This is a genomic window from Prauserella halophila, assembly GCF_024171895.1.
In the GTDB taxonomy this organism is placed as follows: domain Bacteria; phylum Actinomycetota; class Actinomycetes; order Mycobacteriales; family Pseudonocardiaceae; genus Prauserella; species Prauserella halophila.
This window is the reverse complement of sequence record NZ_JAMTCQ010000014.1, coordinates 106,668-119,892: the sequence shown is the minus strand read 5'-3', so window position 1 is coordinate 119,892 and position 13,225 is coordinate 106,668. Positions and strand designations below refer to the sequence as shown.

Here is a 13,225-nt window from a genome sequence, read left to right as displayed (position 1 = left end):
GCGCGTCAGCTGAAGATGTTGCTGACGAACGTGATCACGGCTTCGGCGGCGTCACGCAGGGAACCGATGATGTTGTTGACAAAACCCGCAGCTTGACCTGGCTGCGCGATCACGAAGAACAGAACCAACGCGACAGCGGCAATTCCTGCGAGCTTCTTCGCGTTCACGGCGATCAATCCCGTCTCTCGAGTGCAGACCAGTTGCTTGGACCTGTTGGGTGAGGTGCCACTAAGTTTGTACCGCACTACCTATCGCTACGGGAGGTAAGTCCTGCGCTTGGGGCAGTACGCACGGCGATCGTAGCGCGATGGCTACCCATTGTAATCGCAGGGGCGGCCGATTCCGTACCGCCGGAACGCCGTCGCGCGGCGGTCCCGCGCGACGGGAGACGAGGCAGCGAAAGGCGGGGCGGTCATGGATCACATCCGGTGTGTCGGCGGCATCGTGCACGATGCCGCGGGCAGGCTGCTGCTCATCCGGCGAGTCAACGATCCCGGCCGGGACCGCTGGTCACTACCGGGAGGGCGCGTCGAACCGGGCGAGACGGACCACGCCGCGGTGGTGCGTGAACTCGCCGAGGAGACCGGGTTGACCGTCGAGGCCGGCGCACTCGTCGGCAGCATCACGCGCGAGCCGTACCTGATCAACGACTACCGCTGCGGCGTCCGCAGCGGACGACTGACCCCGGGTGACGACGCCTCCGACGCCCGCTGGGTCGACCACACCGAGATCACCCGAATGGACGTTCACGGCGAGCTGACGGATACCCTGATGGACACGCTACGTGAATGGGGTGTTCTGCCTCACGACTCTCCGTAAGGAGTTGTGACGGGTGTCATGGCGATCGCCGCCGGCGCCCGGAGCGGGCGGCGCCTCACGCACCGAGCCAGGTCATCCGCTGGCCGTGCGGGTCGGCGAGCGCGAGCGCCTGCCCGTTCGGCGTGCCGTTTTTCCAGGTCACAAGACCGAGAGTGGGACGGGCCGTGGTGCGGTACGCCACATCGTCCCGGCCCGGCAGGACCGCGTCGAGGCCCGCCTCGTACGGCTCGAGCGACACCCACCACAACGGCCGCCGCCCGGCGAGTTCACCCATCGCAGTGAGGAGCGCATCGCGTCGCTCGGCGGCCATGTACATCAGCACGTGACTCGTGAAGACGACGAGCGGCAGCTCCTCGGGTACCCGCCCGGCCGCCAGGGGCAACTCGTCGACGGCGTCGCCCGTGACGAGGTCCGGCACGTCCTTGGCCTGTGCGGCCGCGGCGGTGCGCAGCATGCGGATCCGGTCCGGCTGATCGGCCCAGACACACGCCTCGAGCCACGCGAGCTCCTCGTCGTCCTGCGCATCGACCGGGTTGCGATCCAGGCCGACCTTCGCGCCGACGTTCAGCTTGGTGGGAACGGTCGGCGGCTCCGCCCCTTCGGCGAGTTCGACGGCGCAGTGCAGTCCCACGGGCGTCTTCTTCGGCCCGGCGGTGAGCTGTTCCCCGCCCGGCAACCGGTACTGGTAGGCGTACCGGTCCATACCCAGCATCAACCCCGCGCTGCAGCCGACCTCGAGCAGGCCGACCTTGCCCTTGGCCTGCTTCGCCGCGCGCGTCACGGCCGGGTACAGCACGGCGGCGCGGTTGACCTCGTTGGTCTGGGTGAACCGCGTGCGGAGGAGTTCCTTCACCCGCTCGCTGCGCTCGAGCAGGAACGTGCGGAACTCGGGCCACGTCGCGGCGTCCACGCCGTCCATCCCGCCGAGCGACGGGTAGTACCGCGACAGCGGATGGATCGGTTCCGCCTGGATCAGCCGGTGGGCCGCCGCCAGCAACAGCGTCGGGTGCGCGTCGCCGCCGGTACCCGCCTCCGACAGCAGCGCGGCGACGTCGTCGTCGGTGGCGGCGCAGCCCGCGAGATGGGAGTACAGCGGCGAGATTCCGGCCGCTTCGTGCTCGGCGAACCGGCGCAGGCGTTCCTTGGCCGCATCCGTGTCAACCATGCAACCGCTCCAACCCGACCAGTACCCACGATCCGAACCGCACGTCAGAGCCCTCCTCGAAGATCCCCCAGCGATGGTGCGAGACAACCTTAGGGGTACCCTTGACCATCGGCGCACGATGCGTCAACGCGAGCAACACCACGTCGCGCGCAGGCCGGCCGGAGGAGGTGAGGGATGCAGATGAGCAGTGACGACAGTCCGTCCAGTACGTCGAATCCGCCCAGTACGTCGAATCCGCTCAGTACCCCCAGCCCGCTCAGTACGGGCACCGCTTCCTCACGCCGGTCCGAATCAGCCTGACCCTCCGGCGAGCGGCGGTCTTCGACGGTGTCGGACACCGCACTCCCCTTGCCGTGAGCGGCATGCGCCAGGGGTCGTAGGCGGCGAGCCTCCGCTCGCCGCGGGCCATCCTTCGTTCCAGCGCGGAAGCGGTCATGAGTATCGGCCCACGCGAGCCGGCAGCACACCGGTTCGCCCGGGCACCTCAGTGATGATCCGGCGACACCCAGCCTGGAGAAGCCATGCCTGCGATCCCCTCCTTCGGCAGCCTGCGAGGCCGCGGCGGCAAAGGCGGCCGCCGCACACCGGCGCCGGCACCGCAGCGCCGGCCGCAGCCGCTGTCGGCGTCCGTCGTCGACTGCGGCGTCTACATCGGCGGCGAGCGCAAGCCCGGAACCTGGACGCACGAAGAGGCGATCAACGAGGTCCGCGACCGCGACGACGGCTTCGTGTGGATCGGCCTCCACGAGCCGACCGAACCCCAGATCCAGGGCATCGCCGAGACGTTCGGCCTGCACGAGCTCGCCGTCGAGGACGCCGTGCACGCCCACCAGCGCCCGAAGCTCGAACGCTACGACGACACGTTGTTCATGGTGTTCCGCACCGTGCGCTACGTCGAGCACTCCTCGCCGACGACGGCCAACGAGATCGTCGAATCCGGCGAGCTCATGGCGTTCCTGGGCAAGCACTTCATCATCACGGTGCGGCACGGGAACCACATCGGACTGGCGCAGTTGCGGCGCGAGCTGGACGCCGATCCGGAACGGCTGCAGAACGGGCCGGCCGACGTCCTGCACGCGATCGCCGACCACGTCGTCGACCACTTCCTCGACGTCACCGACAAGATCGAGGACGACATCGACGAGATGGAGTCCGAGGTGTTCGCCCCGCGCAGCAACGTCACGTCGGAGCAGATCTACCTGTTCAAACGTGAGGTGCTGGAGCTGCGGCGTGCGGTCTCACCGCTGGCGACGCCGCTGCGCAGGCTCTCCGAGGGCTACACCCGGCTCGTGCCCGAGGACGTGCGCTCGTACTTCCGCAACGTGCACGACCACGTCACGACGGTCGCCGAACGCGTCGAATCATTCGACGAGCTGCTGACCACACTGGTCGACGCCACGCTGGGGAAGATCACGCTGCAGCTGAACTCGGACATGCGCAAGATCACCGCCTGGGCGGCGATCATCGCCGTGCCGACCGCCATCGCGGGCATCTACGGCATGAACTTCGAGTACATGCCGGAGGTGAACTTCAAGTACGGCTATCCGCTCGTACTCGCGATCATTCTCGGCCTCTGCCTGCTGCTCTATCGAATATTCCGGAAGAACCGCTGGCTCTGAGCACCCGCTCGAGCCGGCGCTGAGGGGCACCGTCCGGTTTCGACCGATCATTCATGGGGAGACGTCATGATCCGCAAGCTCACCGACCTGAAGTTCTGGGGCGTCACGCTCGGCATCGCCTGGCTCGTCCTGGTCATCGCGTTCATCGCGGTGAACCCCGACGCCGCCGCGGTGACGCACTGAACCACGCCCGCGGTCGCCGGGCAGGTCAGCCGTGGGTGCCCATGCTCAGCTTGGCGAGCATGTCGCGCCCCTGCTCGGCGTTGCGCGGCTGGCACAGCACGTCGTAGCGACCGGCCACCAGCTGACTCGACGACGAGAAATCCCGGCGACCACGGGTCGAGGCGTAGCTCACCGCCGCGAACGCGACACCGAAACCGATACCGACGAGAAGTCCGATGAGGATCGGCGCCAGCGCCATCCCCTCCGCGTTGCTGAACATGCTCAGCAACAGACCGACGAACAAACCGAACCACGCGCCGGACGCCGCGCCGGTCCCGAGCACGCGCCCCCACGACAACCGCCCGATCACGCGTTCCACGAGCATCAGGTCGACCCCGACGATCGTGACGTCGCGCACGGCGAAGTCGTTATCGGCGAGGTGGTCGACGGCGCGCTGTGCCTCCTCGTAGGTGTTGTACGAACCGATCGGCCACCCGGTCGGCGGAGTGGGAAGCCGCGGCTGCCCCGGCGCCTGACGGCCTGACGACAGTGGACCGGTCACGATCATCACCTGTGCTTTCGACTGCTCTGCTGTGCTTTCGACTGCTCTGCTGTGCTTTCGGCTGCTCTGCTGTGCTTTCGACTGCTCTGCGTTGTCAGCTTCTCGGCTGCTCTGCGTTGTCAGCACTGTAGGCAGCGACCCACATGCCCGGATACCCGCGGCGATCTGCCGTCATGCCTGCTCACGCCGACAGGACCCACCACAACCATACGTCCCTCGGCGGAGCGATGATCACCGGACACCGCTCCGCGACGCGCCGTGTGGTGATCATCGGTGGGCAGGGTGGCCACGGCACGCCTACGCTGGGCCCATGGCGGCCGTCAACCGGGTTTTCGCAGCTCAGCTGGCAGGACTACCGGTCTTCGGGCCCGACGGCGAGTCGATCGGCAAGGTGCGCGACCTCGTCGCCGGCCTCCGGCTGGACCGGCAGCCGCCGCGAGTGCTGGGCCTGGTCGTGGAGGTCTCGACCCGTCGCCGCGTGTTCGTCCCGATGTTGCGTGTCACCTCGATCGAATCGAAAGCCGTCACCCTCGCCACCGGGTCGGTGAACATGCGGCGGTTCCACCAGCGGCCCAACGAAGTCCTGGTGCTCGGACAGCTCCTCGACGCCCGCGCACACCTGGCGTCGGAGGGCACGCGGCTCACGGTCGTCGACGCGGCGATGGAACCGACCCGCACGCGCGACTGGGTACTCGCCAAGCTGGCGGTCCGGCAGCGCACGGCACCACTGAAACTCACCGGCCGCCGCGGCGAACTGCAGGTGCTGAGCTGGGACGACGTGTCCGGACTGGGCCTGGCCGACCTCGGCGCCCAGCCGCAGGGCGCAGGGCAGCTGCTGATGCTGTTCGACACGATGCGCGCGGTCGACGTCGCCGCGACACTGCGGGACCTGCCGCTCAAGCGCCGCCACGAGGTCGCCGACGCGATGGACGACGAGAAGCTCGCCGACGTCATCGAGGAGCTGCCGGAGGACGACCAGAAGGAGCTGGTCGACTACCTCACCGACGAACGCGCGGCCGACGTGCTCGAAGCGATGAGCCCCGACGACGCCGCCGACCTGCTCGCCGAACTCGGGCCCACCGAACAGACCCGGCTCCTCGAACTCATGCACCCCGACGAATCCGGGCCGGTGCGCAGGCTGCTGGCCTACTCGCCGGACACCGCGGGCGGCCTGATGACCCCGGAACCGGTCGTGCTCGCCCCGGACGCCACGGTCGCCGAAGCGCTGGCCCACATCCGCAATCCCGACCTGACCTCGGCGCTCGCCAGCATGGTGTTCGTGTGCCGGCCGCCGCAGGCCACCCCGACGGGCCGCTACATCGGCTGTGTCCACTTCCAGCGGCTCCTGCGCAGGCCACCCGCCGAGCTCGTCGCCTCCGTCGCCGACACGGACCTGCCGCCACTGCCGCCGGGCGCCCCGCTCACGCAGCTGACCCGCTACTTCGCCGCCTACAACCTCACTTGCGCACCGGTCGTCGACACCCGCGATCACCTGCTCGGCGCCGTCACCGTCGACGACGTGCTCGACCACCTGCTGCCCGACGGCTGGCGCGAGACCGGTCTGCGCGACCTCGACCCCGCCGCCCCGGACGGTCCCGATCCCCGCTCCGACACCGCGTCCCCTCCCGACACCGCAGCCCCTCCCGACACCGCAGTGTCCCCCGGCACGCCGACGTCCCCCGGCACCGCAGCGTCCCCCGGCACCACAGCGGAGAACGACCATGCCTGAACCGACCGGCCGCAGGCGTCTCGACCAGCCCCGGCAGCACTCGCACCGGCTCGGGCGCCTCACGCCGAACCTGGACTCGGAGTCGTTCGGCAGCATGGCCGAACGACTCGCCCGGTTCCTCGGCACGGGCCGCTACCTGTTCTGGCAGACGCTGACGGTGCTCGTGTGGATCACGCTGAACCTCACCGCAGTGACGCTGCGCTGGGACCCGTACCCGTTCATCCTGCTCAACCTGGCCTTTTCGACGCAGGCGGCGTATGCGGCCCCGTTGATCCTGCTGGCACAGAACCGGCAGGACGACCGCGACCGCGTCTCGCTCGAGGAGGACCGGGCCCGCGCCGCACAGACGAAGGCCGACACCGAGTTCCTGGCACGGGAACTGGCCGCGCTGCGACTGGCCGTCGGCGAGGTCGCGACCCGGGATTACCTGCGCAGCGAGCTGGACAAGTTACGCGAAGACCTCGACGGGACGCCACGTAGCATGGGGAGGCAACCGCAGTCCGCCAGCGACAGAAGGTCGGTGCCCGAGCAGTGACCACCATGCAAGAACAGCCCAGTGTCGAGACCGTCCGCACCGCGTTGAACTCGGTGCAGGATCCGGAGATCCACAAGCCGATCACCGAGCTCGGCATGGTCAAGGACATCACCGTCGGCGACGGCGGGGTCGTCACCGTCGAGGTGTACCTCACGGTGGCCGGGTGTCCGATGAAGGACACGATCACCAAGGACACCAAGGCCGCCGTGGCCGAGTTGCCCGGTGTGACCGAGGTGCAGGTCGAGCTCGACGTCATGAGCGACGAGCAGCGCACCGAGCTGCGCAAACAGCTCCGCGGCGACGCCGAGGAGCCGGTGATCCCGTTCGCCCAGCCCGGCTCGATGACGCGCGTGTACTGCGTAGCGTCCGGCAAGGGCGGGGTCGGCAAGTCCAGCGTCACCGTCAACATGGCCGCGGCGATGGCCGAGCGCGGGCTCAAGGTGGGTGTCGTCGACGCCGACATCTACGGCCACTCGGTGCCCCGCATGCTGGGCGCCGACGAGAAGCCCACGAAGGTCGAGTCGATGATCATGCCGCCGCAGGCGCAGGGCGTGAAGGTGATCTCGATCGGCATGTTCACGCCCGGCAACACCCCGGTCGTGTGGCGTGGCCCGATGCTGCACCGCGCACTGCAGCAGTTCCTCGCGGACGTGTTCTGGGGTGACCTCGACATTCTGCTGATCGACCTGCCCCCGGGCACGGGCGACATCGCGATCTCCGTGGCACAGCTCATCCCGAACGCCGAGATCCTGGTCGTCACCACGCCGCAACAGGCTGCGGCGGAGGTCGCCGAGCGTGCGGGCGCGATCGCGCTGCAGACGCGGCAGCGCGTGGCGGGCGTGATCGAGAACATGTCGTGGTTCGAAGCCCCGGACGGGTCGACGATGGAGCTCTTCGGTTCCGGCGGCGGGCAGACGGTCGCCGAGTCGCTGTCGAAGTCCGTCGGCGCCGAGGTGCCGCTGCTGGGGCAGGTGCCGCTCGACCCGCGGCTGCGCGAACAGGGCGACGCGGGTACGCCGCTCGTGCTGTCCGCGCCCGACGCGACCGCCTCCGAGGTCATGCGTGCGGCAGCGGACAAGCTGTCGGTCCGGGCCCGCGGCCTCGCGGGAATGATGCTGAACGTCTCCCCGGCAGGCAGCTGACCGACCCGAGTGTCCCTGCACTCGGCACCGCGTGTTCCGCACTCGTGCGGCCGTGGGCGCGCGGTGACTGTGCTGACGCGCCCACGGACCGCTCGGTCACCGCGCCGACCACTGCGACGACCACTGCGCCGGTGCCCGACGGCGTGAGCCGTGATCCCGAGGCCTCCACCCCCAGTGCGAGGGATGCCTCGGGACCACCGGCGCGGACACGACCCGCGCATGCGTTCCCTGCCGGAACACCGCCCGCCGGTACCGATCCCCGGTCCGGCAGCCGGTATCACCGCCGACGGTGCAGCGCCCCGCCATCCTGGTCCACGTTCGGGGCCGACGGCCCGGACGCGAGGCTCACGCGGTAGCCGCGACGATAGTTGCCTCGCCGGGACGAAGAATCCGACGAAAGTAGGATTCACCAGGCACGAGCCGTCCCCCGAGTGAGTGATCAGCGGATCGGACGGCGGGCCGAGTGCAGATCTCGGCGGGTCTGAGTGCAGAGCACGCGGGTCCGAGTACAAATCTCGGCAGGCCGAGTGCAGGACACGCGGGGTGGGGCCGTCGGTCAGGTCAGGTGGCGTCCGGGTCGACCGGGGGTTTCTCGCCGGACGTGAGCGGATCCTGGCGCGGTTTGGCCGCGGTTCCCGCACCTCCGGCGCCGATACCGCCGACGCCGGCACCACCCGTGTCGCCGCTCCTGTCACTCGCATTCGGCGTGGTCTGCGCGCCGTCGCCGCCGATGGGGCGGCTGCCGTTGAGGTTGTTCAGGCCTGCCGGATCGGAGTCGCCGTCGAACAGGTGCTGGGTCACGGCACGCTTGGGGTCGAAGTCACGCAGCCCGCGCAGATCCTCGATGGGCTTGCGGAACTCCTCGTACTCCGGGCCCATCTCGTCTTTGAGCTGCTGCCGGGCGCCGGTGGCGAAATCCCGGACCTTGCGCACCGACCGGCCCATCCACGCCGCTGCCTCCGGCAGCCGCTCGGGACCGAGGATGAACAGGGCAGCCACGAGCATGACGAGGATCTCGGACCAGCCAATGCTCTCGAACACCTGGGAAACCTCCGCCTTGTACTGCCGACGTGACCGAGCCTACAAGGTTCAGTCTGAACCCAGGGTGACATCGACGGTAAGTGCTCGTCCGCTGCGCACGAGCCGCACCGGGACGGTGTCGCCGACCTCGTGTTCGCGGACGGCAACGGTGAGTTCGGCGGCGTTGCGCACCTGCCGCTCGCCGACCTTGGTGATCACGTCGCCCTCCTGGACACCCGCCTTCCCCGCGGGCCCCTGACCCTGCACGTGCTGCACCTGAGCGCCCTCCGAGCTGCCGGCCGACACCGACGCGGCGTTGACGCCGATGTCGGCGTGCTGCACCTCGCCGTCGCTGATCAGGTCCTCGGCGATACGCATGGCCTGGTCGACGGGGATCGCGAAGCCGAGGCCGATGCTGCCACCCTCGCCTTCACCGACGGTGCGGATCATCGAGTTGATGCCCACGAGCGCGCCGCGGGAGTCGACGAGCGCGCCTCCGGAATTACCCGGGTTGATCGCGGCATCGGTCTGGATGGCGTCGTAGGTGACGTTGGCGTCGCCGTTCTCGCCGGGGGCGGTGACCGGGCGGCCCACGGCGCTGACGATGCCCTCGGTGACGGTGTTCTCGAGGCCGAACGGGGATCCGACGGCCACGACGCCGTCGCCGGGAGCGATGTCGGAGGACTTGCCGACCTCGAGCACGACGGGGTCGGACACGTTCACCTTGATGACCGCGAGGTCGGTCTTCGGGTCCGTGCCGACGACCTCGGCACCGGCCCGCGTGCCGTCGATGAACACGGCGGCGATGTCGGCGCCGTCGGCCTCGGCGGCCTGCGAGACCACGTGGTGGTTGGTGAGCACGTAGCCGTCGGAGTCGATCATCACGCCGGAGCCGACACCGCCGCTGCGGCCGGACGTGACCTCGAGGGACACGACCGCGGGCGCCACGCGCTTCGCGATACCGGCGATCGACCCGGCGGGGCGTTCCTTCGCGGCGTCGGCCTCGGCGACGTCGAGTTCACCGGTGAGTTCGTCCCCCGTGGTGGCCACGGCCCAGCCGACGAGGCCGCCCGCGCCGCCGAGCAGCACGGCGATCACGGCCAGTATCGCCAGTGCGGCCGGCTTGACGCGCCTGCCGAACAGCACCTCGGGCAGGCTCAGCTGCGCTCCCGGTGCCGTGGCGGCCTCGGCTCCGGCGTCGGACCCGGTGACGGCGGGCCTGCCGAGCACGGCGGGCGCGCCGGGGTCACGCCAGGGATCTGCCTCCGACGTCCACAACGGAGCCTCGTCGGTGTCGGCCGCGCCCGTCTCACCGCCGTCGGTGCCGTCGGCTCGCTGCAGCACGACGTCGTCCGCGCCGGGAGGGCGGCCGAACGCCTGGGCCAGCGATTCCGGGGTGGGCGGTGCGAGCACGGGGCCCGCAGCCCCGTTGCCGGGTGCGTTGCCGTTGCCCGTGGCCGATCCGGGGTGGGACAGCGCATCGAACGAGCCCTCCACGCCGCGCGGCCTGCCGAACGCCGAAGCGGCTGCCGAGTCCACGGACGGGCGCGCGATGGGCCGCGGCCGGAGCCGTTGCTCCTCGTCGCCCTCGTGGGACGGGGTCGGTGGCTGGCTCATCTTCCCCCGGCATCCGATTCATCGCGTGCTCGTGCCTCGCACGCAGAGTACGCGTGTGCGGCGCGTCGCACCGACGCACCATGAGGCATCTCGGGACGATCCTGTCGCGGCACCGGTGAAATGGGCGTGGGCCGCTTCCGGCCTCTGCTCCCGCGACCCGGTCACGGGGACCGGCGGTCCGGCACCGGTCAGCGTCCGCTCGAGGCCGGGGTGAGCTCGGGAGTGGTGGCCGCCGCGGAACCGCGGGATGCCGTGCCCGTGGGTACCGCCGCCCCCGCAGCTTCGCCTGCGGCCGGCGCGCCGGAGGCCGGAGCGCCCGTCGTCGTGCTCGTCGGCGTGCTCGTGCTCGTCCGCGCAGTCGTGCTCGTCGGCGTGCTCGTGCTCGTGCTCGTCCGCGATCCTGCGGCCGAACCCGACGAGCCGTCGCCGCCGAACTGCGCGCGCAGTACATCCGTGTTGGTCTGGCCCCCGCCGGGACGGGGCCGCTCCGGGTCGGCGGCCGTACCACCCGTCGTCGTCACGAGCGCGAGTGCGCTCAGGACGAGCCCGGACACGACCACACCCGCGCCCTGGGCGGCGCGGCGCCTGCCGTTTGCGGCGTCTCCGCCGAGAACACTGGCGGAACGGCCCAGCGGTGTCGCACCGCCGAGCGGCTCCGAACCGCCGAGCGGCTCCGGTCCGCCCACGGCGCTCGTGCCCGTGGAATTCCCGCGCAGGCCTGCCACCCGGTCGGGCCGCTGCACGGCGACGAGCTGTCCGTCCTCGGTCATCGCGAGGTTGTCCGGCGTCTCGTCGAGTTCGGTGTCCTGAGGGATCGACCGCAGGCTGGCCAGAAAACCCGCCGACATGGACGGTTCGTCCGCATCGCGCACGGCCGAGCGCACCTGCCGCTGGGCGTCGACGTCGGCCACGCACCACGGGCAGTGCGCGAGGTGTTCGGCGGCGCGTTCGGTGGCACCGGTCGACAGTTCGTTGTCGACGAACGCCACGACCGCGTCCGGCAGCAGGTGCGACTCGGGAAGGCCGAACCCGCCGGACCCGTGGTGACGGCTCATCCGAGCGCCTCCCGCTGACGTGTCGCGGACGCGCGCTCGAGCGACGCCTTCAGCGCCTGGCGGCCGCGGTGGATCCTGCTGCGCACCGTGCCGAGCTTGACGCCGAGCGTCGCGCCGATCTCCTCGTACGAGAGTCCTTCGACGTCGCACAGCACGACGGCGGCGCGGAACTCCGGCGGCAGCTCGGCGAGCGCGGCCTGCAGATCGGGGTCGAGGTGAGTCTCGGAGTAGACCTGCTCCGGGCTCGGATCGTCGCCCACGATGCGGTCGGTGTCGTCGGGCAGGCCCTCCATGCGCACGCGCGAGCGGCGGCGGGCCATGTCGAGGAACAGGTTCGTCGTGATGCGGTGCAGCCAGCCCTCGAACGTGCCGGGCTTGTACGAGGCGAGGGAACGGAACACGCGGATGAACGTCTCCTGCGTGAGGTCCTCGGCGTCGTGGGCGTTGCCCGAGAGCCGGTAGGCCAGCCGGTAGACACGGTCGGCGTGCTCGCGGACGACCTCGTCCCACGTCGGCGGGGTCCAGCTCGCCGCAACGTCGTCGCCGGGCGACGCGGTTCCGGGCGACGTGGTGCCCGCCGGCGCCGCACCCTCCGAGGCAGCTGCTGCAGGCGCCGTGGCTGCCGTGGGCGCTGCCGACACTGCAGATGCTGCGGGCGCGGCGTCACCGCCGGCCCGCTCGACGACCGGCACGCTCGCGTGCTCCTGTGTGGGTTGCGTCGTGCTGCTCCGAGACAGCTGAGGCACCTCCATCGGCCTGATCCCCTTCGTTAGCCGTTCAACGTTCGGCGTGGTCCACATGTTCCCGCCGGAGCGGTATGTCCCTCGTGAGCCGAGTTCGCGGGATCGGCCTGCCCTTCGCAGGCCGGACGCGGCCACGGATGAGACATCCTGTGACTGAGACGCAGTCTGGTCGGTTTCCTTACGGATTCCATGAGGTGCGACTGAGAAGGACCTGAGAACTTGCCGGCCCCGGCGGTGCCGTGGTGCTCCGGTCTGCTCGCGTGCGTCGCGCTAACCTTTCGCGCGTGACCTCGGAAACCGATCCCACTGCGGCGCTCGCCGACGCCGTCAGCGGGTTCGTCGACGGCTTCGCGGCCGAAGACGACGTGATCACCGGAGCCCGCGGCCGCGCGCGCGAACTCGGCTGTCCGGCCGTGTCCCCCGCCACGGGCGCCGCACTCGGGCTGCTGGCCACGACGGTGCAGGCGAGGTCGGTCGTGGAGATCGGGACCGGCACCGGGGTGAGCGGGCTGCACCTGCTGCGCGGCATGACCGCCGACGGAGTCCTGACCACCATCGACTGGGAGCCGGAGTTCCACCGGGCCGCGCGTCGCGTGTTCACCTCCGCGGGGTACCCGTCCGGCCGCGTGCGCACCATCACCGGGCGGGCTCTCGACGTGCTGTCGCGGCTCACCGCGGGCGGCTACGACCTGGTGTTCGCCGATGCCACTCTCGTCGAGTACCGGGGGTACTTCGACCAGGGCGTGCAGCTGCTGCGACCCGGCGGGGTGATCGTCCTGCACAACGTCCTCGCCGACGTGCACATCGGCGAGGACGGCAGGCGCGACCCGGAGCTGCTGGCCCTGCGCGACGTCGCCAGGACCATGCGCGACGACGACCGCCTCCGCCCCGCCGTACTGCCCTTGGGCGGCGGCCTGCTCGCCGCCGCCGTGGTCGGCCCTGCCACCTGACGCGTGCCGCCGCGTGCGTGCCCTCAAGGGCACCTTCGGGGCGTTCGACGCCCCAGATCTTCCCCTCACGCCCACACCGCAGTCGCACCGTGCCGGCCCGGCCCACC

General features: G+C 70.4%; 13 protein-coding genes. 6 read left to right on the top strand and 7 right to left on the bottom strand.

The window, feature by feature from the left end:
- Positions 1 to 5 precede the first annotated feature (5 nt).
- The gene (locus tag LY41_RS21420) at positions 6 to 167 is read right to left on the bottom strand and encodes a hypothetical protein (protein WP_253866013.1); all 162 of its coding nucleotides are present in this window, start codon (positions 165 to 167) and stop codon (positions 6 to 8) included.
- Positions 168 to 414: 247 nt separating this feature from the next.
- On the opposite strand from LY41_RS21420, the gene LY41_RS21415 reads away from it, so the two are divergent.
- Positions 415 to 819, top strand: coding sequence for an NUDIX hydrolase (locus LY41_RS21415; RefSeq protein WP_253866011.1), 405 nt, complete (start codon positions 415 to 417; stop codon positions 817 to 819).
- 55 nt (positions 820 to 874) lie between these two features.
- Here LY41_RS21415 and LY41_RS21410 read toward each other — a convergent pair whose 3' ends face one another.
- Entirely contained in the window at positions 875 to 1,984 is a 1,110-nt protein-coding gene (locus tag LY41_RS21410; protein WP_253866009.1) for a DUF2332 domain-containing protein, read from the bottom strand.
- Positions 1,985 to 2,505: 521 nt separating this feature from the next.
- Between LY41_RS21410 and corA the strand changes: the two genes are divergently transcribed.
- Positions 2,506 to 3,603, top strand: a complete 1,098-nt coding sequence (corA, locus tag LY41_RS21405) for a magnesium/cobalt transporter CorA (protein WP_253866007.1) — start codon at positions 2,506 to 2,508, stop codon at positions 3,601 to 3,603.
- Positions 3,604 to 3,811: 208 nt separating this feature from the next.
- Here the strand turns inward: corA and LY41_RS21400 are convergent, their stop codons facing one another.
- Positions 3,812 to 4,333: a YflT domain-containing protein gene (locus LY41_RS21400; protein ID WP_253866005.1), complete on the bottom strand. Its 522-nt coding sequence runs from the start codon at positions 4,331 to 4,333 to the stop codon at positions 3,812 to 3,814.
- 304 nt (positions 4,334 to 4,637) lie between these two features.
- Here LY41_RS21400 and LY41_RS21395 point away from each other — a divergent pair, with 304 nt between their 5' ends.
- From LY41_RS21395 to LY41_RS21385, 3 genes are read left to right on the top strand one after another with little or no spacing between them, the layout of a single operon-like run.
- On the top strand, positions 4,638 to 6,056 hold the full coding sequence (locus tag LY41_RS21395; RefSeq protein WP_253866003.1) for a magnesium transporter MgtE N-terminal domain-containing protein: 1,419 nt from the start codon (positions 4,638 to 4,640) through the stop codon (positions 6,054 to 6,056).
- Positions 6,049 to 6,591 carry a DUF1003 domain-containing protein gene (locus LY41_RS21390; protein WP_253866001.1) on the top strand — a complete coding sequence of 181 codons (543 nt, stop codon included), beginning with the start codon at positions 6,049 to 6,051 and terminating at the stop codon, positions 6,589 to 6,591. The genes LY41_RS21395 and LY41_RS21390 overlap by 8 nt, the downstream gene beginning before the upstream one ends.
- Positions 6,592 to 6,596: 5 nt before the next feature.
- Positions 6,597 to 7,733 carry an Mrp/NBP35 family ATP-binding protein gene (locus tag LY41_RS21385; RefSeq protein WP_301297471.1) on the top strand — a complete coding sequence of 379 codons (1,137 nt, stop codon included), beginning with the start codon at positions 6,597 to 6,599 and terminating at the stop codon, positions 7,731 to 7,733.
- 561 nt (positions 7,734 to 8,294) lie between these two features.
- On the opposite strand, the gene tatB is transcribed toward LY41_RS21385, so the two are convergent.
- The 4 genes from tatB to sigE all read right to left on the bottom strand — a co-directional run bounded on the left by tatB (position 8,295) and on the right by sigE (position 12,066).
- On the bottom strand, positions 8,295 to 8,774 hold the full coding sequence (tatB, locus tag LY41_RS21380) for a Sec-independent protein translocase protein TatB (protein WP_253865998.1): 480 nt from the start codon (positions 8,772 to 8,774) through the stop codon (positions 8,295 to 8,297).
- Positions 8,775 to 8,822: 48 nt separating this feature from the next.
- Positions 8,823 to 10,370: a S1C family serine protease gene (locus LY41_RS21375; RefSeq protein WP_253865996.1), complete on the bottom strand. Its 1,548-nt coding sequence runs from the start codon at positions 10,368 to 10,370 to the stop codon at positions 8,823 to 8,825.
- Between the two features lie 188 nt (positions 10,371 to 10,558).
- The gene (locus tag LY41_RS21370) at positions 10,559 to 11,425 is read right to left on the bottom strand and encodes a zf-HC2 domain-containing protein (RefSeq protein WP_253865994.1); all 867 of its coding nucleotides are present in this window, start codon (positions 11,423 to 11,425) and stop codon (positions 10,559 to 10,561) included.
- Positions 11,422 to 12,066: an RNA polymerase sigma factor SigE gene (sigE, locus tag LY41_RS21365; RefSeq protein WP_372493336.1), complete on the bottom strand. Its 645-nt coding sequence runs from the start codon at positions 12,064 to 12,066 to the stop codon at positions 11,422 to 11,424. The genes LY41_RS21370 and sigE overlap by 4 nt, the downstream gene beginning before the upstream one ends.
- 386 nt (positions 12,067 to 12,452) lie before the next feature.
- Between sigE and LY41_RS21360 the strand changes: the two genes are divergently transcribed.
- A complete protein-coding gene (locus tag LY41_RS21360) occupies positions 12,453 to 13,118 on the top strand; it encodes an O-methyltransferase (protein ID WP_253865990.1) in 666 nt (221 codons plus the stop codon).
- Positions 13,119 to 13,225: the final 107 nt, after the last annotated feature.

What these genes read in the sequence shown, in the direction of transcription:
- LY41_RS21410 (WP_253866009.1), bottom strand. Translation starts at nt 1,984, where the DNA reads ATGGTTGACACGGATGCGGCCAAGGAACGCCTGCGCCGGTTCGCCGAG.
- LY41_RS21375 (WP_253865996.1), bottom strand. Translation starts at nt 10,370, where the DNA reads ATGAGCCAGCCACCGACCCCGTCCCACGAGGGCGACGAGGAGCAACGG.
- LY41_RS21415 (WP_253866011.1), top strand. Translation starts at nt 415, where the DNA reads ATGGATCACATCCGGTGTGTCGGCGGCATCGTGCACGATGCCGCGGGC.
- LY41_RS21390 (WP_253866001.1), top strand. Translation starts at nt 6,049, where the DNA reads ATGCCTGAACCGACCGGCCGCAGGCGTCTCGACCAGCCCCGGCAGCAC.
- corA (WP_253866007.1), top strand. Translation starts at nt 2,506, where the DNA reads ATGCCTGCGATCCCCTCCTTCGGCAGCCTGCGAGGCCGCGGCGGCAAA.
- LY41_RS21370 (WP_253865994.1), bottom strand. Translation starts at nt 11,425, where the DNA reads ATGAGCCGTCACCACGGGTCCGGCGGGTTCGGCCTTCCCGAGTCGCAC.
- LY41_RS21395 (WP_253866003.1), top strand. Translation starts at nt 4,638, where the DNA reads ATGGCGGCCGTCAACCGGGTTTTCGCAGCTCAGCTGGCAGGACTACCG.
- LY41_RS21400 (WP_253866005.1), bottom strand. Translation starts at nt 4,333, where the DNA reads ATGATCGTGACCGGTCCACTGTCGTCAGGCCGTCAGGCGCCGGGGCAG.
- LY41_RS21385 (WP_301297471.1), top strand. Translation starts at nt 6,597, where the DNA reads ATGCAAGAACAGCCCAGTGTCGAGACCGTCCGCACCGCGTTGAACTCG.